General features: G+C 62.8%; 17 protein-coding genes. 3 read left to right on the forward strand and 14 right to left on the reverse strand.

Annotated features, from left to right (window positions below):
* Positions 1 to 17: 17 nt before the first annotated feature.
* The gene (locus ANI01nite_RS08295; protein WP_255314463.1) at positions 18 to 2930 is read right to left on the reverse strand and encodes an FAD-binding and (Fe-S)-binding domain-containing protein; all 2913 of its coding nucleotides are present in this window, start codon (positions 2928 to 2930) and stop codon (positions 18 to 20) included.
* Between the two features lie 108 nt (positions 2931 to 3038).
* On the opposite strand from ANI01nite_RS08295, the gene ANI01nite_RS08300 reads away from it, so the two are divergent.
* Positions 3039 to 3764, forward strand: coding sequence for a GntR family transcriptional regulator (locus tag ANI01nite_RS08300; RefSeq protein ID WP_066141818.1), 726 nt, complete (start codon positions 3039 to 3041; stop codon positions 3762 to 3764).
* Here ANI01nite_RS08300 and ANI01nite_RS08305 read toward each other — a convergent pair.
* The 3 genes from ANI01nite_RS08305 to ANI01nite_RS08315 form a co-directional block, all read right to left on the reverse strand.
* Positions 3761 to 3979: a hypothetical protein gene (locus ANI01nite_RS08305; RefSeq protein ID WP_198934384.1), complete on the reverse strand. Its 219-nt coding sequence runs from the start codon at positions 3977 to 3979 to the stop codon at positions 3761 to 3763. The genes ANI01nite_RS08300 and ANI01nite_RS08305 overlap by 4 nt on opposite strands.
* Positions 3980 to 3997: 18 nt before the next feature.
* Positions 3998 to 5359 (reverse strand): TRAP transporter large permease subunit, encoded by a 1362-nt coding sequence (locus tag ANI01nite_RS08310; RefSeq protein ID WP_255314464.1) that lies wholly within the window; start codon positions 5357 to 5359, stop codon positions 3998 to 4000.
* Positions 5360 to 5669: 310 nt separating this feature from the next.
* Positions 5670 to 6446, reverse strand: a complete 777-nt coding sequence (locus ANI01nite_RS08315) for a hypothetical protein (RefSeq protein ID WP_141357329.1) — start codon at positions 6444 to 6446, stop codon at positions 5670 to 5672.
* Between the two features lie 254 nt (positions 6447 to 6700).
* On the opposite strand from ANI01nite_RS08315, the gene ANI01nite_RS08320 reads away from it, so the two are divergent.
* Positions 6701 to 8710, forward strand: coding sequence for a S9 family peptidase (locus ANI01nite_RS08320; RefSeq protein ID WP_141357331.1), 2010 nt, complete (start codon positions 6701 to 6703; stop codon positions 8708 to 8710).
* Positions 8711 to 8744: 34 nt separating this feature from the next.
* On the opposite strand, the gene ANI01nite_RS08325 is transcribed toward ANI01nite_RS08320, so the two are convergent.
* The 8 genes from ANI01nite_RS08325 to ANI01nite_RS08360 all read right to left on the reverse strand — a co-directional run bounded on the left by ANI01nite_RS08325 (position 8745) and on the right by ANI01nite_RS08360 (position 19176).
* Entirely contained in the window at positions 8745 to 11318 is a 2574-nt protein-coding gene (locus ANI01nite_RS08325; RefSeq protein ID WP_141357333.1) for a hypothetical protein, read from the reverse strand.
* A complete protein-coding gene (locus ANI01nite_RS08330; RefSeq protein WP_141357335.1) occupies positions 11318 to 12823 on the reverse strand; it encodes a hypothetical protein in 1506 nt (501 codons plus the stop codon). Before ANI01nite_RS08330 ends, ANI01nite_RS08325 begins: the two co-directional genes overlap by 1 nt.
* A gap of 59 nt (positions 12824 to 12882) precedes the next feature.
* Positions 12883 to 13779: a sigma-70 family RNA polymerase sigma factor gene (locus ANI01nite_RS08335; protein WP_141357337.1), complete on the reverse strand. Its 897-nt coding sequence runs from the start codon at positions 13777 to 13779 to the stop codon at positions 12883 to 12885.
* Between the two features lie 29 nt (positions 13780 to 13808).
* The gene (locus ANI01nite_RS08340) at positions 13809 to 14249 is read right to left on the reverse strand and encodes a carboxymuconolactone decarboxylase family protein (RefSeq protein ID WP_038993240.1); all 441 of its coding nucleotides are present in this window, start codon (positions 14247 to 14249) and stop codon (positions 13809 to 13811) included.
* 133 nt (positions 14250 to 14382) lie between these two features.
* Positions 14383 to 15798, reverse strand: coding sequence for a dihydrolipoamide acetyltransferase family protein (locus ANI01nite_RS08345; RefSeq protein ID WP_038993239.1), 1416 nt, complete (start codon positions 15796 to 15798; stop codon positions 14383 to 14385).
* A 20-nt stretch (positions 15799 to 15818) separates the two neighbouring features.
* Positions 15819 to 16796, reverse strand: a complete 978-nt coding sequence (locus ANI01nite_RS08350) for an alpha-ketoacid dehydrogenase subunit beta (protein WP_038993237.1) — start codon at positions 16794 to 16796, stop codon at positions 15819 to 15821.
* Positions 16797 to 17939 (reverse strand): pyruvate dehydrogenase (acetyl-transferring) E1 component subunit alpha, encoded by a 1143-nt coding sequence (pdhA, locus tag ANI01nite_RS08355; RefSeq protein ID WP_038993236.1) that lies wholly within the window; start codon positions 17937 to 17939, stop codon positions 16797 to 16799.
* A 127-nt stretch (positions 17940 to 18066) separates the two neighbouring features.
* Positions 18067 to 19176 carry a histidinol-phosphate transaminase gene (locus ANI01nite_RS08360; RefSeq protein WP_141357338.1) on the reverse strand — a complete coding sequence of 370 codons (1110 nt, stop codon included), beginning with the start codon at positions 19174 to 19176 and terminating at the stop codon, positions 18067 to 18069.
* A gap of 82 nt (positions 19177 to 19258) precedes the next feature.
* Here ANI01nite_RS08360 and ANI01nite_RS08365 point away from each other — a divergent pair, with 82 nt between their 5' ends.
* Entirely contained in the window at positions 19259 to 19645 is a 387-nt protein-coding gene (locus ANI01nite_RS08365; protein WP_073707738.1) for a phage holin family protein, read from the forward strand.
* A 163-nt stretch (positions 19646 to 19808) separates the two neighbouring features.
* Here the strand turns inward: ANI01nite_RS08365 and ANI01nite_RS08370 are convergent, their stop codons facing one another.
* Together ANI01nite_RS08370 and ANI01nite_RS08375 are read right to left on the reverse strand one after the other, a co-directional pair.
* Entirely contained in the window at positions 19809 to 21158 is a 1350-nt protein-coding gene (locus ANI01nite_RS08370) for a hypothetical protein (protein WP_141357340.1), read from the reverse strand.
* A 2-nt stretch (positions 21159 to 21160) separates the two neighbouring features.
* Positions 21161 to 21433 carry a hypothetical protein gene (locus ANI01nite_RS08375; protein ID WP_038993231.1) on the reverse strand — a complete coding sequence of 91 codons (273 nt, stop codon included), beginning with the start codon at positions 21431 to 21433 and terminating at the stop codon, positions 21161 to 21163.
* Positions 21434 to 21520 lie beyond the last annotated feature (87 nt).

Below are 21520 nucleotides of genomic sequence, written 5' to 3' on the forward strand. Positions count from 1 at the left end.
CTGCGTTCCGAGCCTGTCTAGCCGGTGATCTTGGCCTTGAGCAGCACCTGCGCCAGGTGCATTCCGCGGGCCTCTGTGCCCTCGGCGATCTGCGTGCGGCAGGAGAATCCGTCGGCGAGCACCACATCGTCCTGCGCACGATTGCGAATGGCCGGGAAGAGCTCGCGTTCGCCCAGCGAGCGGGATAGTTCCGCATGTCCGGGTTCGAATCCCCAGTTGCCGGCCAAGCCGCAGCAGCCCGTTTCGATTTCGCGCTCGTCAATGCCGATGCTGCGCAGCACGGCCGAGGACGAGCCATGGTCGCCCTGCGAACGCTCATGGCAGTGGACCTGCGACACCGCGCCGACATTCAGCTGTTCGAAGGGCCAGCCGGCGCTGGGCTTGCCATCGGCCGGAACGTGCTTGGCGATCAGATCCGCGAACGGCACGACGGCTGCCGACAGCGCAGCCGCGCGCGGGTCCTCGGGAACCAGCTCGGTGATTTCGTGGCCGAGCATAACCGTGCATGACGGTTCCAGGCCGATCACCGGGTAGCCTGCCTTGACCAGGGGTTCCATGACGTCCAAGGTGTGCTTGATGACCTTGCGCACGGTATCCAGCTGGCCGGTTGAGTGCCAGGTCAAACCGCAGCAGACGAATCCTTCGGGAATGATTACCCGGTAGCCGAGGGTTTCGAGCACTTCGACTGCCGCCTGGCCCGGTCCGGTATCCAGGTGGTTATTGAAGGAATCTGGCCAGAGCACCACGGTGCCCTGCGGCGATTCGGCTTCTGTTTCCTTCCGCTTGGCCGCCCAGCGCTGCAGCGATTCGCCCGAGAACGTGATCATCTTGCGTGTCGGTTCAATGCCGCCAACCTTCTTGACAAGCCGTTGCACCGCGTCGATGCGCAGCACCGTGTTGGCCAGGGGTGCTACGCCTGGCACCTGGTGCATCCAGTGGGTGAGCTTGGGTAGCCACCCCATGGTGTAGTGCGCCATCGGGCGGATGCGACCCTCGTAGAACTTGTGCAGGAACTCCGACTTGTAGGTCGCCATATCCACATTGACCGGGCATTCGGAAGCGCAGGCCTTGCAGGACAGACAGAGGTCCAGGGCGTCCTTCACCTCTTCGGACTTGTAGGCATCGGGCAAGGTGGTGCCGCGGAACATCTCGGAAAGCACCCGGGCACGGCCGCGCGTGGAGTTGACCTCGTCATGGGTGCCCTGGAAGGACGGGCACATGGCCCCCTCGTCCGAACGGCACAGGCCTACGCCCACGCAGCGGTTGACCGCGTTGACCAAGGAACCCTTGTCGCGCGAGAGCGCATGAACCGGCGTCAGCTCGAAGCTGCGCTGCCCGGGTCCGGGACGCAGCGACTCATCGATGCGTTCCGGATTGACCAATACCCCGGGGTTGAACAGGCCCTCGGGGTCAAAGGCCGCCTTGAAGCTGGCGAATGCCTTCATCATCTTCGAGCTGTACATGCGGGTGAGCAATTCCGAGCGGGCCCGGCCGTCCCCGTGTTCGCCGGACAGGGAGCCGCCATGCTTGGCCACGGTGTCGGCGGCCTGTTCCATGAACTGGCGGAAGATCGCCACGCCTTCATTGGTGCCCAAGTCGAAGGAGATGCGCACGTGGACGCAACCCTCGCCGAAGTGCCCGAAGGGGATGCCGCGCAGTCCATGGGCGTCCATGAGCGCGTACAGATCGCGCAGGTATCCGGCAAGATTCTCCGGCGGTACGGCTGAATCTTCCCAGGACGGCCAGGCCTCGCCGCCATCTGGCAGGCGGGTGACAATACCGGCGGAGGCTTCGCGGATCTTCCACAGCGTGCGGGCCTCGGCATGGTCCGTAACGACCACGGCATCGATCGCGGCCCCGGCCGCTGCATCATACGCTGACTGCACCAGCTCATCGGCGATGCTTCGTGCTTGTTCGATGGTTTGCCCGGCTGTCTCGCAGAAGAGCCAGCCGCCGGCCTTGGCGACGCCACCGCGGTTGGCGGCACCCATGCCAGGCAGATTGGATCCGGCACTCTGCTGACCGGGACGGCTGCGCAGCGCATCGAGCAGATCTCCGCCCATGCCTTCCGCAGTGGCAAGACCGGGACGGCGCAGGGATGCTGCCGCGGCCGCGGCATCGAAAACAGTTTCAAAAGCCAGGACTGCAAGCGCAGTATGCTTCGGCTTCTCGACAAGGCGCACCACCAGCTCGGTGATCACCCCGAGGGTGCCTTCGGACCCAGCCAGCGCCTTGGCGACATTGAACCCGTTTTCCGGGAGCAGATAGTGCATGCCGTAGCCCGAGACCTGGCGCGCGAAGCGGCCCAGTTCTGTGCGCAGTTCCTTGAGGTTCGCATCGCGCAGCGCCTTGAGCTTTCCGTCAAGCTCATCGCTGTTGGTTCCGTCGGCATTGACCTCGACCACGGATCCGTCGCCGAGCATGATCTTCATGGACACAACGTTGTCCGCGGCGGTGCCCCACGCCAGCGAGTGCGATCCGCAGGCGTTGTTGGCCACCATGCCGCCTACGGTGCAGCGGCTATGGGTCGACGGATCCGGACCGTAGGTCAGCCCGTATTGCGCAGCAGCATCACGCAGCTGGTCGCAGATGACTCCAGGCTGGATGCGCGCGGTCTTCGCCTCGGGATCGATGTCGAGGATCTTATTGAAATAGCGGGAGGTGTCCAGCACCAGACCTTCGCCGATGGCATTGCCCGCAACCGAGGTGCCTCCACCTCGCGACGTGATCGAAAGGCCTTCGGCCTTGGCATACTCGATGCCCAAGGCGATGTCGGCCTCACTGCGCACTTCAAGTACAGCCTGCGGCACCCGGCGGAAAATCGAGGCATCGGAAATATATGCAGCCCGAGTCGTCAGATCGGTCCGTAGCCGTTCCCGCATCTCAATTGCCTCAGGGGTCAGGGTCTGGATGCTCGACTGAGCTGACATGGTGAGCGCCTCTCGTTGATTCGTCCCACCAGAGTAACATGTTACATACTGTTTAGTTTCTTGATTACGTGAAAACTCCGCAAGAGATTTCAATGAGAGAATCAGTTCATGACCTCCGATCTCCAAGTCCCCGCCCAACATGGGCGCACATTGACCGAACAAGTGATGGACTACGTCCGTTCAGCTGTCATTTCTGGGGAATTGAAGACCGACACCCTCTACAGCGTCTACCAGCTGGCTGATCGCCTGAAGATATCCCGCTCACCGGTGCGCGATGGCTTGTTGCGCCTGGAGGAAGCCGGCTTGGTTGAATTTGCTCGTAATCGCGGCTTCCGCATCATTCCGACCCAGCCAAAGGATGTCGCAGAAATTTTCTCGCTCAGGCTGGCGCTGGAGGTTCCCGCCGCATTCAGGGCCGCGCAGGCCTGCACCCCGCAGATCGCGGCGCGGCTCAATGACATCGTTGCCGGCTTGGCCCGATGCGCCGAAGCGGATCTGACCGAAGAGTTCTTCGATCTGGACCAGCAGCTGCACGACTTCATCCTTGAGGTCGCGCAGTCGAACCGCGGGCGCAACATCGTGAACCGCCTTCGTGTCGCAACGCGGCTGCTTGGTGTTTCCACCGCAGGCAAGCAGCGCACCCTGGGTGACATCATGGCCGAGCATGAACCGATCATCACCGCCATCTCCAGCGGCAATGCCCCGGCGGCTGCGCTTGCCATGCGCCAGCACCTGGTCGCGACAGGAAAGCTACTGCTTGTACAAGCAGTTCAGGGCCAAGGCTTGGACCTTGACCCTGAAAACTTGTGGACTGAACTGACAGCTGGCTACTAGTCCTGCTCGTCTTCCTTGTATTCCTTTGAATACTGCAGCACGAAGGCGCACAGTGCGCACGCGGTCGCAAAACTGAAGGTCCACGGATACAGGATCTGCTTGGCTCCGCTGACCAGATCACCATTCAGTGACAGCACACCGGCCAGCTGGGTACCGACGATTGCAGTGCCGCCGATCATGAACAGCGCCAAGAAGACCAGGAATAGTATTTTCATGAGTCGCATGTTTTTCTCCTACGAAATCGGAATCGGCAGCCAGCCCATGCCGACAAGCCAGGCAATGACGATCATTGGCAGCACGAAATAGCCCAGCAATGGCATGAACATCTTGGTTGGATTGGTTTCGGCAAAGCCGGCAGCCAGATAGATCGGCGCACCGACCGGTGGAGAAGAACCCTCTGTCGAGGTGCACAACAGGACCGTCACCACGGCGATGACTGGATCGATACCCACGCTGGTCAACGCCATCACTGCCGGCGCACCCACGGCCGCGGCGGTTGCCGTCGAGGACAGCGGGGTGGCTACGACAACGGCCATGACACAGACGATTGCGACAATCGCCGCCTTTGGCATATCCAGCGAACCCAGGAAATCCGAAAGCTGCGGACCGACGCCCAGCGCTTCCATGATGTTCGAAGCGCTCAGCGCAGCGAACAGCGAAACACCAACAGTGGCGAACTGCGGCAGCTCGCGATTCAGGATCACCTTGAACTTCGAATCCGGCGCGAAGATCCGCTTTCGGCCCTCGATCAATGCGATCGCCGAGATGAGAATCGGAACCCAAACAATGATGGAGATCGAGCCCATCGAGTCCTTGCCCACCAACTCCGGGCGGGACAGGAATTCAAACAGCGGGCCGAAGGTCAGTGCAACAGGGATCGCGATGCCAAGGAAGATCAGTAGCGAGCGCCATCCTTCGCGCAGCGCTTGCCCTAACGTCGCCATGCCCTCCCGATTCGCTACGGGAATGCCGTCGGCACGAGCCCAAGTGAACACCAGGATCATGCGGTAGAGCACGCAATAAGCACCGCCAATGGCCAGTGCAACATATACGTCGCCAGCAGAAATTCCAGCGGCGGCCGGCATGGCCAAGAGGATGAACATGGTGCTGTTCGGCGGGAGCGCGACGCCCAAGCCGGAGTTTCCCGCTACCAGCGTTGCGGCGCGATTGGACGACCAGCCGTTTTCCTTCATCCACGGAATGGTTACCGAGCCGACCGTCGCCGTGTTGCCTGCGGTAGATCCTGCCACCAGCCCGATTGCGGCCGAGCCCAGGGTCGAGACGTAGGCCGATCCACCGCGAACGCGCCCGAACATCGAATTCAGGATATGGATCAGGCGCTCGATCAGGCCTGTCGCCGAGACGATCACTCCCATGAACACAAAGGCCATGCCCGCGAAGGTCACGTCTGATTGGAAGCCGGCAACTACGGCTGCGCTCAACAGGTTCAGCGCATCCGCGCCGCCGACCAGCGAACAAGCTATCAGCGCTAGTACAAGCGCCTCTGAAATACGCCGTTTCAGTACGACGTTAACTATGACTGTCACGGCGATGAATACGCCCAGTGCCAGCACGCCCATGTGTGCACCTTTCACGTTATGACTTTGTGTGCCTACACACAGTAGCATGTTACAGGCCACACAATGTGACAGAGGAGTCTTTTTGGGCTTTGGTTACACCGCTCGAACGGCACAGCCAAGCCTGCTTGTCGTGGCCAAGAGGCTTCCAGTGCACCCTGCAGCTTCGCTGCTCAGCGGCAATTTCTCCTGCCCGTTTCCTCGGCCTTCAGCATCTGCACCACTTTCGCGCCCTTGCGCGGAATGCAGTTTTTTGAGGCGTGAAGAAAGGCAACAGAAGCCAGGGCGATTGCCTGATTTCTGTTGCCTTTCCTATGTTCCGGCTTGGCTAGCCGACGGCAGGTTCCACGCTGAGCAAGATGTCGCGCACCAACGCGTATTGCCCGGTGCCCAGGAACTGCTGCGCTTGCTGCTTGGTCGGGTCGTCTGGAACACCATGGTCTTCCAGATAATCCTCTTCAACCCACATCATCGGTGACTGCTCGCCGATCCTGAAGAAGTTCAGGTCCGGGTTCTCATCGCGCTTGCCGAGCTCTTCGTCATCGATCAGGGCAATGTCGAATCCTGAATCCTTCTCGCCGTCTTCCTGGTCCGTCGATTCCCAGAACTCGGCAATCAGGCTCGTCGGGCGGAATCCGGTATCCGCTCCGGGATTTTCAAGTTCCTTGCGATCAAGCAGCTCCCGTTCATACAGCGCCATGTCTCCATCCGGAGAGGTTGCCGTGGTGGGGATCAGGGTCAGCACGTGCTTGCCTTGCGCGTCCTTGATCTCCCATTCGTCCCATTCGGTGCATTCGCCGTCGCAGTCATCCCCGGCGGCAGTCCACTGTTCCGGGGTAAAGAAGCGGATGCCATGCACTTCATGCACCTGGCTCAGCTCTGGCGCCGCCGAGCTTGGCGCATCCGGGCTTGCGGTGCTTTGCGTTGGGCTGGATTCGGGACTGGAAGCGGTCGGCGCGCTGGCACTTGCCGATGGCGACGTTCCGCTTGGTCCTGCGCTCTGGCTTTCGGCCGGTTCCGGCTCGGCTCCCTGGCAGGCAGCCAGCATCAGCGCTGCCGCGCACATCATCGGGAGCGCCCCAAGACGGGTTCTGGCACGGTTCATCTTTTCCAACTCCTTGATCGATTATCCGGTCATGCAGCTGACATCGCGAGCTCCCCCATGGAACCCATCCTCCACGGCCTTGCAGGTTTTTCCAATAGCTGTGCCATAACTCCTTGGTTGCAAGTTGCACCGGCCTTTCGTTCCGATGCCGCGTAATTTTCGATATTCGGTAGTGCCCGGCCGCGAACAGTGGCAAGATATGTGAAGTGGAACACTCTAAGCATTCATTTCATAATTTAGATTCTTTTATCGGCATGGGCCGGCTCAGCGGCCTGGCGCTCTCCCCCGACGGCACGAAGCTCGTCACCACCCTCAGCACCCTGTCCGAGGATGAGACGAAATACGAAAGCGCCCTCTGGTCGCTGGACCCCAAAGGCCAGGAACCGGCACGCCGGCTGACCTTCGGCGAGCACGGCGAATCGCAGCCGCAGTTCACCGCCAACGGCGACCTGCTCTTCGTGTCCAAGCGCTCATCCAAGGAAGACGCCAAGGCCGAAGGATGGATCCTTCCGGTGGCAGGAGGCGAAGCCCGCTCGGTGATCTCCCACCCGGCCGGGGTGCAGTCCTTGCGGATCTGCAAGCAGTCACCGCAGAGCATCGTGCTGCGCACCTCGGCCTTCAGCCGCGCCAAGGACCTGGAGGCCGAAGCGGCACTGCGCACCGGCCGCAAGGACAAGAAGGTCTCGGCAATCCTGCACACCGGCTACCCGGTGCGCTTCTGGGACGAAGACCTGGGCCCGTCCACCCCGCACTTCTACACCGGCTCCCTGCCGGACCCCCAGGACACCAGCGGCACCCAGCTCACCGATCTCACCCCGGGCATCGGCGCGAACCTGGAGGATACCTACTACGATGTCGCTGCCAACGGGGCCTTCCTGATCACCGAATGGCAGGTTCCCGAAGGCCGGGCCTCCTCGGCCCCGGGATTGATGCGCATCGATCTGCACACCGGCGCCCACGAAATGCTGCTCGCCCCCGACGACACGTACGAATACACGCTGGGCAAGATCAGCCCGGACTCCACCCAGCTGGCCTATGCACGTTGGGAGCGTTCCACCGCCGAAACCGCCCCGGTCTTCGAGCTGTGGCTGATGGACCTGGCCGACGGCGCCACCCATCGGATCGCCGCCGGCTGGGACCGCTGGGTCAGCGACCTGCAGTGGGTTCCCAATGGACGCTCGCTGCTGCTGGTCGCGGACGACAACGGCCATGCCCCGGTCTTCCACCTGAGCTTGTACAACGACAAGATCACCCGGCTCACCGAAGACGGAGCGTTCACCGACGTGGTCATCAGCAGCGACTCGCGCACCGCCTACGCGTTGCGCTCCAGCTACCTGCACCCGGCCGAACCGGTAGCCATCGACCTGGCGCACACCGGCGACCTGGAGCCGGGCGAATCCGCCGCCTTGACCGAGCTGCGCTCTCCGGTTGCCCGCCCGGCCTTGCCGGGCACGCTCACCGAGGTGACGACCACGGCCGAAGACGGATCGAGCGTCCGCGCCTGGCTGGCCCTGCCGGAATCAGCTTCTGCCACCAACAGAGCCCCGCTGCTGCTGTGGATCCACGGCGGACCGCTGGGCTCGTGGAACGCCTGGAGCTGGCGCTGGAGCCCATGGCTGCTGGTAGCCCAGGGCTATGCGGTGCTGCTGCCGGATCCCGCCCTGTCCACCGGCTACGGCCAGGCGTTCATCCAGCGCGGCTGGGGCCGCTGGGGCCAGGAGCCGTACACGGATCTGCTGGCCATCACCGATGCCGCCGAGGCGCGCGCTGACATCGATGAAACCCGCACCGCCGCGATGGGCGGCTCCTTCGGCGGCTACATGGCCAACTGGGTGGCAGGGCACACCGACCGCTTCAAGGCCATCATCACGCACGCCAGCCTGTGGGCGCTCGAAGGCTTCGGCAAGACCACCGATGCCGCGTTCTACTGGACCCGCGAGATGAGCCCGGAAATGCGCGAGCTGAACTCGCCGCATCATTCGGTGGGCAGCATTTTCACCCCGATGCTGGTCATCCACGGCGACAAGGACTACCGGGTGCCCATCGGCGAGGGCCTGCGCCTATGGTACGAGCTGCTGGCCGATTCGGGGCTGCCGCAGAAGGAAGACGGCAGCACCGAGCACCAGTTCCTGTACTTCCCGGATGAGAACCACTGGATCCTCACCCCGCAGCATGCCAAGATCTGGTACCAGGTCGTCACCGAGTTCCTCTCGCAGAAGGTGCTGGGCAACGAGGCGCAGGAACTGCCCGAGCTGCTGGGCTGAGTCCGAGCAGGATCCGGCTGCCGGGGCGGAAGCACTACCGTCCCGGCAGCTGGACTTCCGCCGGCGCATCCCCGCCGGAACCGCGGCTGGCCAGCACCAGCGCCTTGGCCCGCCGCGCCACATCGGCATCGCGTTCGCCCAGCAACGCCACCAGCTGGGCCAGATGCGCCGCACGCTGGGCATAGCCGGCCTGCAGGCGCTGTCCCAAGGTCATCGAGGACAATTCCTCGGCCTCGCGCCACGCCATCATCAGGGCGCGCTCGAACAAGCGCTGGCCTGCCTCGTCGGCAGTCCCCGCCTCGCTTGCACCGAGCACTGCCACCGCATTGATCTGCGAATCCTCCAGGCCCATGGCCAGCTGCTCCAGCTGCCGGCGTGATTGCTGCACCGACCGCGAACCGCGGGAGAACCGGGTCAGCTGCGTGCTGGCCCCGAGCAGGTACTGGATCACCTGGAGAACGTTGATTACCGTGAAGAACAGCATGAACACGAGCATCCAGTACAGCAAGGTGGTGTTGTAGTCCGGCTGCTCATAGCCGGCCCGCTTGAGCACCACGGCGAAGTCCTCGGCCGCACCGGCCGCTTCCATCGCCGGATAGTTCGACTCGTAGATGCTTCCGTGCTCCCACCCGCCGGTCGTTCCCCACGAGGCGGTACCGCTAATGACCGCACCGGAAATCAGCCCGGGCATGATGCCCTTGCCTTCATCCGTGATCAGCAGCGGAATGATCGTCAAGTCCTCGGGAAGCTCCCCGTTGGCAGGATCAGCGCGATCAGAATATTCGTCCTTGATCCGCAAGATCGCCGAGCGCACGCTCTCGGGTGTCGATTCGCGGAAGTCATAGCCTTCGACCTCGTTGAGATCCAGGTAGGCCTCCGCATCGCGCACCGCGACCAGAATCCGCTGTGTGGTCTCGAAGTCTTCCTCCATGTACCGGCGGATCTCTGACTCGTCAACCAGCTGGCCCTGGTCATCGATTTCAAGTTCCATTCCCCGGCCTGACCCCTCATAGGTGCGTTCGGGTTCGTTGGCTATCGAGGAGACAATGAGCCCCGAGGCGATCAGGCTGCCCACCAGCAGGGCCGCAAGCAGTCCAAACTTCCACGCCCGGCGCAGCTTCGGCGGTTCATCACCAGCTGCCTTGCGGGTGCTGGCGAGCCGGGCCAGCATGCGCTGCCAGCCAGCAGGTTCGCCCGATGTCCCTCCGGCAGCCTGGTCGGTCTGCAGCGTGTCGCCGAGCACCCCGCGGGCCAGCGCATTCGCCGTGTCGATCTGCTGCAAAGCGCTCTGCTTGGTGACCGGCGGCAGCCCCAGGCTGGCGCGCAGCTCATTGTGCTGGGCACCAATCGGCGGCACCTCCTGCTTCTGGCCCCGCGGATAACGGCGCAACCGGGTCGAGATCTTCGCGGCAAGCTTGGCCAGCTGCTTTTCGGCGTCGGCCCAGCGCTCTACGGCCGTGCGCTGGCCGGTGTCGCCATGGGCGGCGTTGAGCAGTTCGCCCAAGGCGCCGCGGAAATCCTCCAGGTCCTTGCCGGCAACCATGGTGCCGGGGGCCGTTTCCAGCCGGATCAGCAGCGCCGTGGCGGCATCGTTGATCGGGGCGCTGAGCTTGTCGAACGTGGATCCGGTGCCAGCCAGGTGGGCATGCACCGAGCCGGCGCCCATCAGGGAATCTGCCAGTTCGGTCAGCGTGCGCGCATCGGCTTCGAAAGCGGCCAGCTGCTGACCGGTCTTCTTATCCAGGCAGGCGGCGCGGTCGAAGACCAGGCGCACCAGAGGGTCCTCGCGCCGGGCGGCATCAAGGGAGAGCGCTTCGAGCTGCCGCCAGGCCTTGGTGAAGCCGGCCGGGCGGTGCCCCGGATCAGCTGCCTGGTAGGTGGCTTCCAACGCTTCGAGATCCAGGACCACGCGAGCCAGCTTGCGCTGGGCCGCGGCCAGCCGCCGGTGCCGGGAAGCCCACCGGGAGCGGAAGCGCAGGGCGCTGGCCAGCAGCGCGGCGGTGAGCATGGCGCTGGCGCCCACCACGGCGAACCAGAAGATCGCCGAGTTGCTGGGCGAATCATCCAGCAGCACGGCGGCGGTATGCGCGGCGGCCACCGCAGCCTTGGGGCCATGGCCTACCGAGATGTTCTTGATGAAGGCATTCTCGATATCGAAGCGCAGGTCGTCATGCGCGTCGTCGGAGGCGACCAGATTCCGGTCCACACCCACCCCTGAGAAGCGCTGCTCGGCCTCGCTTTGCCCGGAATCCAGGTTGTCCATCTTGGTCGAAACGATGATCTGGTTTTCGGGCACTTCCCCGCGCAGCAGTTCATTGCCCGTTAGCCAGCGGTCGGCAATGACCAGTTCCAGCGGGGCCGTGGCCCGCACCGGGTGCCGGGCCAGCTCGGCGTCCACCGTCTGCTGGGTGATGTTGAAGCCGTTCTCCCCCTGGACCACTACCGTGACCTCATAGGGTGCAGGGACATTGGCTGCCTGCACCGCCAGCACGGCGCGTACGCCAAGGGCCGTGGTCACCAAAGCCATGAAAATGGCAGCGATGGCGGTCCAGTGGAAGGGGCGGCGCAAGCGCCGTCCGGTGGAATCATGCATCAAACGGGCAGGCATCAGCGGGCCTCGCTTCCCGGCAGGAAATTCCTGAGCAGCGCAATGGGATCATTTTCCAGCGCAGCGTCAGCCGGTTGCCTGCCTGCCATCCGCTCACCCAGCCCCTGCGGGACCTTGAGCCGCGCCTGCCCGGCTTGCGCCAGCGCATCGCGCAGCACGCTATCGAGCTCGTCGCGCAACTCCCAAAGCCGGTTCAGAATGCCCGGAGCATCCTGGGCTCCGGTGTTCCGCCGGCCCACCCGGGTTCGCAGCAGCTGCAGCTCATCGGTATGGGTGATGATCACGGTGCGCGCGGCCTGGGCGCAGCCCAGCTGCCCTGCACCGGGAAGATCGAGGAACAGCGCCAGGTCTTCCAGCCGCTCACGGTGGTATTCGAAAATCGATGCCCAGGATTCGCGAGAATCCCGTGGCCGTCCTGCGAAGTCGTGGGCCAGCTGGACCGCGCCGCGCAGCAGCGAGAGTTCGCGTTCGCGGTGGCGCAGATCTGCCAGTTGCTTTTCGGAGACCTGCTCCTGGACGGCGATTCCCGGATCCAGGTCCTGTGCGTGCTGGGTACCATGCTGGGTGCCGGCACGCTGCTTTTCCAGTTCCGCCATCGCCTCGGCCAAGCGGCCCTGTTCCGGCAGGCCCAAGTCGGGCACCGGTTTGCGGCCGAGGTAGCGGTTGGCTTGCTGGATCCGCGATTCGAGCAGTTCGGCCTGCTTGAGGCGTTCGGCGGCCGCCGCCTTCTTGGCCTTGCGGCGCTTGGCGCGCCACGCCCAGGCGAGCATGAAGACGATTGCCACAGCGAGCACGCCCACGGCGATCACCTTGGACAGCGTCCGGTCCGGCGGCGCCTGCAGCTGCTGGGTCGTGGCCAGCGCGACCTCGGTGATGCCTGCGGTGTAGTCCCCCGCCCTAAATGCCTCGTCGCCGGCTGCCAGGATCTTCTGGCTGGACCCGGGGTCCGTTTCGCTGATATCGCGCCCCGGATCCACGAAGACCTCGACCTCATCGGCGGGGTCCTCTGGCAGCATCACGCCGACGGCAATCCACCCTTTGCCCACGTAGCCCAGGGTCTTTCCGTTCTCCAGCCAGTCATCGCTGAGCGCGTCGCTGTCCCCGAACATCAGCATCCCGCGCACCAGCTGCGCGGCTCCCTTGAGGTTGTTCGGCTCCTGGTCCACCCCGAGCAGGATCTTCGCATCCTGCTCGCCTACGGCCTGCCGGACCTGGTCCATGATTCGTTCCGAATCCACGTCGTCGAGTGCCGCGTCGGTCACCGCAAGGTAGAAGTTGCCTTCCTGGGATGTCACCGACGGGATGAGGACCGTGCCCTCGTCTTCGGCATCATCGCTGGGTGTCGCCGAGGGGTACACCGGTGCCGGTGCTTCGGATTCCGTGGCCGCGGCAGACGCGTGGGCTGGGACGGTGGCGGTGCCGAGGCCGAGCACAAAGGCGGCCAGCAGGCACGCACACTGGATCCTGCCCAGTGCCAACGGACCAAAGCTGCGGGGTCGATTCATGGAAACTACTGTATCAACAAGGATTTGAACAACTCCGCTCCACGTGAAACAGTCTTCCGCTACCCGTCCAGAATGGTCCACTGCGCGCTGGCGTGTGAAAGCTTGTCCGGGTTGGACACCAGCAAGATGGTTTGAATGTGTCCTGCGGCCACCTCGATCGCCACCACGTCCTGCCGGCCCGCCAGCTTGAAAAGCAGTGCAGGCGCCTGATTCATTTCTCCCAAGAAGACGCTTCGCCCTGGATTTTTCCGCTCAACGCCAACCAGGAAGCGGGCAATGCGCTGCGCGCCAAGCACCGGGTTCAACGCGGCCCGGGCCTTGCCTCCGCCGTCGGAGTAGAGCACCGCATCCTTGGCCAGCAACTGGACCAGTTCCTCGGCGTCGCCATGGCGTATGGCTGCCACGACCTTCGACAGCAATGAGGATATTTCGCTTGCTTCCCTGCTGGGCGCTTCGGTGTGCCCCAGTTTCTTGCCGGCCCGGCTCAGCAGCTGCCTGACCGCGGCCGGCGAGGCCTCCAGCACCTCGGCAATCTCTGCAGCCTTGTAGCCCAGGGCATGGTGCAACACGTAGGCGGCCCGCGTTTGGGGCGAGAGCTCTTCGAGGAGGAAGAGCACGCCGAGGCGCAGCATGGATCCAGTCAGGGCCTCATCTTCGGGAAGCGCCAGCTGGCCTACCGGCTCGGGCAGCCATTCCCCGACATAGTCGGTCCGCTGGCGCTGGGCCGAACGCAGCACGTCAATCGCCCGGCGCGTGGCAAGCGTGGTGAGGAACGCCGGCCAGTTCCGCACCTGTTCGGTGGCTGCCGGGGTGAGCTTGAGCAGCTGCTCGGCCACTTCGCTGACCACGTCTTCGGCCTGCGCCCACACGCCGAGCATGTTGTAGGCCAGGACGGTCAATCGGCGCTTCTCGGCGTCCCACTGGGCCAGCGCTGCGGATTCCGTTGGTTGCTCCACGCGCCCGATTCTACCTGCGCTTCCCGGCACTAGTCGCGTACTGGCGGTTCGAGCTGGGTCGGGATGGCAATGCGGTTCCAGACGTTGATGGTGGCGATTGCCAAGATCAGGTTGCCGATTTCTTCCTCGCTGAATTCGTCAGCGGCCGCGTCCCAGACTTCGTCGCTGACCCCGGTGGCAGGATCAAGCCGGGTCACCGCATCGGTCAGCCGCAGGGCAGCGCGCTCGGCGTCGGTGAACAGCGGGGAATCGTTATAGGCAGCCACGGCAAAGAGCTTCGCGGTGGACATGCCCATCTCCATGGCGTCGTGGGAGTGCATATCGGTGCAGAAGGAGCAGCCATTGAGGATCGAAGCGCGCAGCTTCACCAGCTCGTAGAGCTCCTTGGGCACCGACTGGCTGGCGTAGGCTTCCAGTCCCAGTACGGCGGCGTACCCCTTCTTGTGCGTTTTGCTCAAATTCATGCGCATGGCGTGTCTCCTGTCATTCGATTTCCAGGCAAGTTCCTGCCCTTCAAAAGTACGTCGAAACCGGAGCTTAAACTGTGACACCCCGGAGAGAACTTTTTTCAGAAGTTCTCTCCGGGGTGCTGTTATCCGCAGCTCAGTCCAGCAGCATGGCTGGTTCCTGCAGAATTGATGCCACATCGGCCATGAAGCGGGCCGAGAGATCGCCGTCAACCACGCGGTGGTCGAAGGATCCGCCCAGGGTGGTGATCCAGCGCGGAACCACTTCGCCGTCGACAACCCACGGCTTCTGGCGGATCGTGCCGAAGGCGACGATGGCCACCTCGCCCGGGTTGATGATCGGGGTGCCGGTGTCGATGCCCAGCGCACCGATATTGGTGATGCTCAGCGAACCGTCGCGCATGTCTTCCGGTCGGGTCTTGCCGGCACGCGCGGTCGTGGCCAGCTCGTTCAGCGCGATGGCCAGTTCCTTCATGTTCAGGTTCTGCGCGTCCTTGATATTCGGCACCAGCAGGCCGCGCGGGGTGGCTGCGGCGATGCCCAGGTTCATGAAGCGCTTCTGGTGGATCTCCGCGCCGTTCTCGGTTTCCACCCAGCTGGCGTTTACCGAAGGGTTGCGGGCGGCAGCCCAGATCACGGCCCGGGCCAGCACCAGCAGAGGCGAGACCTTGATTCCTTCGAAGTCGCGGGACTTCTTCAGCCGTGCTACGTATTCCATGGTGCGGCTGGCATCCACGTCCACGAAGATCGAGACATGCGGTGCGGTGAACGCGGAGTCCACCATGGCCTTCGCGGTGGCTTTGCGCACGCCACGCACCGGAGTGCGTTCGACGCGGGCGTCGGCCAGCTGGCCGTGGGCCCAGTAGGTTGGTGCCGCCGCGTGCTCGGCTTCGCGCTGGGCCTGGTAGCTGTTGACATCTTCGCGGGTAATTTCTCCCTGGGTGCCGGTGCCCACCACATCGTTGATGTCGATTCCCAGCTCCTTGGCCAGCCGGCGTACCGGCGGCTTGGCCAGCACGCGGTCCACGAAGTTCGCCATTGCCGGCTTGCGGCGATCCACTTCGCGGGTCACGGCGGTACCCAGGGACTGCGCGCGGCGCGAGATGGTCTCGGCCAAAGCGGAGCCGGAGGCACGGACCGCTGCGGTGCGGGCACCGGCTGCCGAAGGTGCGGGGCGGCTGGTGCGCTTGCGGCGCACGGAGGAATCAGCGGTCGGGCCCGAACCGACCAGAGGGCCGGGTTCCTCGCTGGCCTGCGGCGCCGCGGTGGCCAGCGCCTCGGCTGGTTCCGGGGTGCCGGTCGGGGCCGGCTTGCCGCCTTCCTCGTCGATGGTGATCAGCGGGTTGTCCACCAGCACGGTGTCGCCTTCATCCGCGTGCAATGCGGTGACCACCCCCGCGAAGGGGCAGGGCAGCTCGACCAGCGACTTGGCGGTTTCGATCTCGACGAAGATCTGGTTGACCTCAACGGTGTCCCCTACTTTGACCTTCCAGGAAGCGATATCCGCTTCGGTCAACCCTTCGCCCACATCGGGGAGATTAAAGACTGTCATTTCTACTCCTTGGATTCCGCTCAGTAAGCGAAGGACCGGTCGAGGGCTTCAAGCAACTTGTCGATATCCGGCAGGTACTGGGATTCCACCTTGGAAATCGGGTACGGCATGTGGAATCCGCCCACGCGCAGCACCGGTGCTTCCAGCGAGAGGAAGGCGCGCTCGGTGATGCGGGCGGCGATTTCGCCGCCCAGGCCGCCGAAGGTCGGCGCTTCGTGGGTGACAATCAGCCGTCCGGTCTTCTGCACCGATTCGGTGATGGTGTCAAAGTCGATCGGCGAGAGCGAACGCAGGTCGATGACCTCGATGGAGCGTCCGTCTTCCAACGCGGCATCCGCGGCGGCCAGGGCGATCGGCACCAGCGGGCCGTAGGCCACGATGGTCGCGTCGGTGCCCGGACGGACCACCTGCGCCTTGAACGCATCCAGGGCCGGGGTCCCGGTGTCCACTTCTCCCTTGAGCCAGTAGCGGCGCTTGGGCTCGAAGAAGATCACCGGATCTTGGCAGCTGGCTGCCTGCTGGATCATCCAGTAGGCGTCATGCGCGTTGGACGGAGTGATGATGCGAAGGCCAGCGGTGTGGGCGAACAGCGCTTCCGGGGATTCGGAGTGGTGCTCGATGGAGCCGATGCCGCCGCCGTACGGGATGCGGATGACCACCGGAGTGGTCAGCCGGCCTTCGGAGCGGGCGTGCATCTTGGCCAGCTGGGTGGTGATCTGGCTGAAGGCAGGGAAGACGAAGCCGTCGAACTGGATTTCCACCAGCGGGCTGAAGCCGCGCAGGGCCATGCCCACGGCGGTGCCGACGATGCCTGCCTCGCCCAGCGGCGAGTCGATGACGCGGTGCTCGCCGTACTTGTCGATCAGCCCGTCGGTAATCCGGTACACGCCGCCGAGGCGTCCGATGTCCTCGCCCATCAGCAAGGACTTGTCGTTGGTTTCCAGCACCTTGTCCAGGCCGCTGGTAATGGCCTTGGCCAGGGTCATCGTGGTGGTCATTTAGTGCTCTCCCTCAGCCGCATCGGCGAATCCTGCTTCGTATTCCAGATGCCAGGCCAGTTCTTCCTGGATCAGCGGATGCGCTTCGGCGTAGACCTGCTCGAACGATTTGGCCAGCGGCGGGACTGGGAAGGCCATGGCGTCTTCGCGGACCTTGGCAGCCATTGCGTCGGCGTCGGCGGACAGCTGCTCGAAGAAGGTGTCATCAACCAGGTTGTTATCGCGCAGGTAGGTTTCCAGGCGAATCAGCGGATCCTTCGGAGCCCACTGGGCTTCTTCTTCGCTCATGCGGTATTTGGTCGGATCATCGGCGGTGGTGTGCGCTCCGAGACGGTAGGTGACGGCTTCGATGAGGACCGGGCCCTTGCCGCTGCGTGCGTGTTCCAGCGCCCAGCGGGTGACGGCCAAGACTGCCAGCACGTCGTTGCCGTCGACGCGGACTCCGGGCATGCCGTAGCCAGCGGCTCGGTTGACCAGAGGCACCTTGGACTGGACCTCGAAAGGCACGGAGATCGCCCACTGGTTGTTCTGGCAGAAGTAGACCACCGGTGCATTGAAGGAGCTGGCGAAGACCATGGATTCGTGGGTTTCGCCCTCGGTGGAGGAGCCATCGCCGAAGTAGGCGACAACAGCATTGCCTTCCTTGGCACGGCGGGCTTCATCCCATCCGCGCTGCTCCATGTTCAACGCCATGCCGTAGCCGGCGGCATGCGGCATCTGCGCGGCCAGCACCATGGTGTACATGTGGAAGTTGTTTTCCCGGGGATCCCAGCCGCCGCCGGAGATGCCGCGGAACAAGCGCAGCATTTCCGAGAAGGAGACGTCACGGGTCAGCGCTACGCCGTGCTCGCGGTAGGTGGGGAAGATGTAGTCGCTTCGGCGGGTGGCGCGGCCGGAACCGATCTGCGCCGCTTCCTGCCCGCGCAGCGGGACCCAGAGGCACAACTGCCCCTGGCGCTGCAAAGCTGTGGCCTCTTGGTCGAATCGACGCGTCAATGCCATGTCGCGGTAGAAACCGCGAAGCATGTCATCATCAACGTCGCCCAGATACGCATCGTACGTTTCATGGGACTGACGCTGGCCGTCCGGAGTCAGGATCTGAATCAGATCCGGCTCCGTCGCCTCGGTCGCAGCTCGCGTCATTTATCATCCTTCGGTCATAAATATGCCCCACGCGGAATACATTCCGCATGGGACATATACGGCTTGTCCAGTTCCTAAGCCTATAGGCTTTGACCGCTAAAACGCGAGAAATCAGCGCCCGTTACCCCTATGCCAGGTCGAGTGATTCCTTGCACAGTTCAATAAAGCGATCGTTTGCCTCAACTTCGCCGATGGAGACCCGCACTCCCTCGTTCGAGAAGCCGCGCACAGACAACGCCACGGCGTTGGCCCGCTCGACAAACTGGCCGGTCTTTTCTCCCAGCGGCAGCCAGACGAAGTTCGCCTGGGTGGAAGGAATCTTCCAGCCCATCTCGGCCAAGGCCGCCGCCACTCGTTCGCGTTCGGCCACCAGCCCCTCGACACGCTCAAGCACCAGGTCGATATTAGCCAGCGAAGCGACCGCGGCATCCTCGGCCACGCTGGAGACGGCAAACGGGGTGGCGACCACGCGGATGTTCTCGGTGATCTGCGGATGGGCCACCGAGTAGCCGACCCGGAGATTCGCCAGGCCGTGGGCCTTCGAGAAGGTGCGCAGCAGAACGACATTTTCGTTCTCGTTGTAGGTGTGAATGCCATCCACCGATTTCTCATCACGGACGAACTCGATGTAGGCCTCATCCAGGACCACCAGCACGTTCTTCGGAACGCGTGCCAGGAAATCATCGACCTCGGCCTGGGTGAGTACCGGTCCGGTCGGGTTATTCGGGGTGCACAGCAAGATCACTGAGGTGTTCTCGTTCACCGCGGCGATCATGGATTCCAGATCGTGGCGCCCATCTTCCAGCAGTGGAATCTCCACCGGCAGCGCACCGGCGGTCTGAACGAGAATCGGGTAGGCCTCGAAGGAACGCCACGCATAGATGACTTCATCCTGGATGCCGTCCTCGTTCTGGCCCGCGAAGGTATTCAGGATTTGCACCAGCGCGCCGAGGGAACCGGCGCCGGTCACGATATCTTCAGCCGGCACGTCCAAGTAATCGGCGAGGGCCATGCGAAGCTTGGTCGATAGCGGGTCTGGGTAGCGATTCAGGCTGTCCTGCTCGACGACTGCCTGATGCACAGCGTCCAACGGGGCAAAGGGAATCTCGTTCGATGACAGCTTGTAAGCTTGGACGCCTTCAACTGGAGCAGGCGGCTTGCCCGCAGCGTATTTTGGCAAACGTGCAACTACAGAGCGTGGCTGCACCTGATCTTGGGTCACCGGGTTCTCAGTCATACCTCAAAGCCTAGTCCTCACTATGGGTTTAGCGATATCCGAGGTTCATCCGAATCCCAGATTTCTGTGCCAAAGTTAAGCCATGAGCTTTCTGATTCGAGTCATCGTCAATGCGCTTGCCCTCGCCGCCGCCGTTTGGGTGGTGCCCGGTCTCAAGATCGTCGCGGCAGGCGAAGGCACCATGAGCACGGTCATCGCCTATCTGGTCGTTGCAGTCATCTTCGGCTTGGTCAACGCCTTGGTCCGTCCAATCGTCAAGCTTTTCTCCTTGCCGATCACCTGCCTCACCCTGGGCCTGTTCACAATCGTGATCAATGCCCTGATGCTCTTGCTGACGTCATGGCTGACGACCTTCACGCCCATCGAACTGGTCATCGAGCAGTTCTGGTGGGATGCCATCGCCGGCACGATCATCATCTCCATTGTCTCGGCGGTCCTCGGACTATTCGTCAAGAGCGATCGCGACTAAGCGGACTACCGCTCACGGCTAAAAGAAGACGGCAACCGGCAGGTGCCGTCTTCTTTGGTTAGTTCCCAATTGGCCGGCCCGGTCATCTCCCCCGTTTCCGCTGCCTTTTACTGTGGCGTCGGAAGATACTGGCCTTGGATAGCGCGCTGCAGCTTTGGGCATCTTAATGGGGCGGCGCCACATGCTTGAGCCGACGCTTCTCCTCTTCCGTGATGGACCGAGGTTCTTTCGGCTTCCGCTCCAGCTTGAACATGCGGATTTTCACCAGTGGTTCGGGGAGGTAGTACTTCTCCAGATGCTCCCTGATTTCCAGCTTCGGATTCTCATCGAGTTCCAGAAGGTGGTCACCGTAATTCTTGAGGTTATGCGGAGCGCCAAAGATGCCATCGTCGGGCAAGATGTCCTCCATGTGCTCCCGCGGGCCCGGGAAGGTGGTCGTGTAATGCTCCCCCCTGCCGGGGTTGGGCCCGCCATCGGTTCCCGGCACCATATCCTTCTGGTCTTCAACCGACAGGCTGCGTACGTCTTCTGGCAGGTCAATCGTGCCGATGGGCGATCCAAGGGTCAGGACTTTATTCAGCTTGTACTTGTGCTTCAAGTACTTGTTCTTCGACAGCTGGGCCACATGAATGCCCCCTTGCGAATACCCGGAGAGGATGAGCTCATCGCCCTCTTTCGCTCCGCTGATCTCCAGTGCCTCATCAAGCGGTTTCGCGAAGTTCTCGGATTCCACCCCGAACCCGTCGGCGATGCCTTCCGGGCCAAAAGGCGAAGGAACTTCCGAGTCATTCTGTGTACCCGGGAAGATCGCAATGTACGTATCCTCGTCAGCCTTCACGATCATGATCTTCCCGTTATTCTCCGTCCCTTCGCCTTCCAGCATTTGGTGCAACTGGAAATAGCTTTGCATCTTTCCATCGACTTCAACCGTTTGCGTTGGATCCTTCCCAGTGAGCTGTATTTCGGTATTGCGATCTGCTCCCAGCCGCCGGATAAAGCCCGACAGATCCTTGACTGCACCTTCGATCTGCTCGGTCAGCGTCAGGTTCGATCCAAAGGGCCAGCGCGGCAGGTACGAAAACATCAAGCGCAGGAACATTTCCATGCTTTCCAAAGGCGGACGCCAGCCGTTGTCGCGGGTCTCGGAAATGAAGTCTCCCACCAGCACAGCTCCCGTGCTGGCTAGCACCATCCGTTCAGCAGCGGACTCGGCAACTTCATAGTTCCGCATGGCTTCGGAGACTTTTGCGGTCAGATCAAACGCTGTAATTTGCCCCTCTCTGGACTGCTGATAGGCGTCCCTGATCAAGTCGCCCAACAGCCCGACGTTATACCCCCTGGCACCGATGCCTGACACCATGCACTGCAGATCCAGGTCGCGCTGGCAGCTATCAGCTGCCTGCGCGGCTTTGAGCAGTACCTCGGATATGCCATCGATATCGTTGGCAACCCGCTGGCAGATCTCCCCTGCCTCGGCGTAATCCAACGAGTTGTAATTGACTTCATATCCCATGGCTACGAGGCCATTCGCTGGTTCATGATTTGTGCTTCGAGGTTCTGGATCTCCCGCATGGCTACCCCTACGTACTCCTCCGCGTCGCCCAGCTCGCTGTTGAGCATTTCCAGCCGGCGGCTCAGCTCGTCGACATTCTCCAAGAACGCCTTGCCTGCCTTGGAATTCCAAGTCAATGAATGGATTGACCCCAACTGCGCGATGGCGAATTGAGTGGTTTTCCGTGCGTCATCGAGTTGGCTCGCCACCGTCAGCAGCGTCGCTTGAAACATCATTTTCCTGCTCCGCATCCTTGAGAATTTGTCCACCATCATGGACAGCCGCGATTCGGTGCCAGCAGGATTTGGGCCCAGTTGTGGAAA

Source organism: Glutamicibacter nicotianae (genome assembly GCF_006539525.1).
Classification (GTDB): Bacteria; Actinomycetota; Actinomycetes; order Actinomycetales; family Micrococcaceae; genus Glutamicibacter; species Glutamicibacter nicotianae.

Coding starts and splice junctions, on each gene's coding strand:
- ANI01nite_RS08295 (WP_255314463.1), bottom strand. CDS start 2,930: ATGTCAGCTCAGTCGAGCATCCAGACCCTGACCCCTGAGGCAATTGAG.
- ANI01nite_RS08300 (WP_066141818.1), top strand. CDS start 3,039: ATGACCTCCGATCTCCAAGTCCCCGCCCAACATGGGCGCACATTGACC.
- ANI01nite_RS08305 (WP_198934384.1), bottom strand. CDS start 3,979: ATGAAAATACTATTCCTGGTCTTCTTGGCGCTGTTCATGATCGGCGGC.
- ANI01nite_RS08315 (WP_141357329.1), bottom strand. CDS start 6,446: ATGAACCGTGCCAGAACCCGTCTTGGGGCGCTCCCGATGATGTGCGCG.
- ANI01nite_RS08320 (WP_141357331.1), top strand. CDS start 6,701: ATGGGCCGGCTCAGCGGCCTGGCGCTCTCCCCCGACGGCACGAAGCTC.
- ANI01nite_RS08325 (WP_141357333.1), bottom strand. CDS start 11,318: ATGCCTGCCCGTTTGATGCATGATTCCACCGGACGGCGCTTGCGCCGC.
- ANI01nite_RS08330 (WP_141357335.1), bottom strand. CDS start 12,823: ATGAATCGACCCCGCAGCTTTGGTCCGTTGGCACTGGGCAGGATCCAG.
- ANI01nite_RS08340 (WP_038993240.1), bottom strand. CDS start 14,249: ATGCGCATGAATTTGAGCAAAACGCACAAGAAGGGGTACGCCGCCGTA.
- ANI01nite_RS08345 (WP_038993239.1), bottom strand. CDS start 15,798: ATGACAGTCTTTAATCTCCCCGATGTGGGCGAAGGGTTGACCGAAGCG.
- ANI01nite_RS08350 (WP_038993237.1), bottom strand. CDS start 16,796: ATGACCACCACGATGACCCTGGCCAAGGCCATTACCAGCGGCCTGGAC.
- pdhA (WP_038993236.1), bottom strand. CDS start 17,939: ATGACGCGAGCTGCGACCGAGGCGACGGAGCCGGATCTGATTCAGATC.
- ANI01nite_RS08360 (WP_141357338.1), bottom strand. CDS start 19,176: ATGACTGAGAACCCGGTGACCCAAGATCAGGTGCAGCCACGCTCTGTA.
- ANI01nite_RS08365 (WP_073707738.1), top strand. CDS start 19,259: ATGAGCTTTCTGATTCGAGTCATCGTCAATGCGCTTGCCCTCGCCGCC.
- ANI01nite_RS08370 (WP_141357340.1), bottom strand. CDS start 21,158: ATGGGATATGAAGTCAATTACAACTCGTTGGATTACGCCGAGGCAGGG.
- ANI01nite_RS08375 (WP_038993231.1), bottom strand. CDS start 21,433: ATGATGTTTCAAGCGACGCTGCTGACGGTGGCGAGCCAACTCGATGAC.